This window comes from Pseudidiomarina atlantica, from assembly GCF_000753735.1.
Lineage (GTDB): Bacteria > Pseudomonadota > Gammaproteobacteria > Enterobacterales > Alteromonadaceae > Pseudidiomarina > Pseudidiomarina atlantica.
Genome location: NZ_JPIN01000041.1, coordinates 1 through 308 on the forward strand (window position 1 = coordinate 1; position 308 = coordinate 308).

The window sequence follows — 308 nt, forward strand, 5'->3', positions numbered from 1 at the left end:
GTGTAACTCGGGCCCTGCTGGGTCACTGTGTTGCGCACCTGCCGCACCCGCTGCAAGCCATCGTAGCTGGTGGTCTGTCCGGCACTCAAGCTCGTGGTGCCACTCGGATACGACACAAAGGTCGGTTGGTTATACGCATCAAAGCGCTGGCGGACATAACGGTCAATTTGTCTGCCAAGGTCTTGCTCATGGGTTAATACCGGACGCAGCAGCGCATCGTGCTCAATCCGTTTTTGGTAGTTCCCACGCGTCTGCGTTTGCACCAGATAGCCGCTCTCGTCCGTGTAGCTTATCGTCGTTGCTAACCA

Annotated in this window: 1 protein-coding gene; it reads right to left on the reverse strand. The window is 56.8% G+C overall.

The window, feature by feature from the left end; all coding sequences use genetic code 11:
- Positions 1–308 (reverse strand): hypothetical protein (locus IDAT_RS13360; protein WP_034734459.1); only part of this gene is annotated, 308 nt, incomplete at both ends.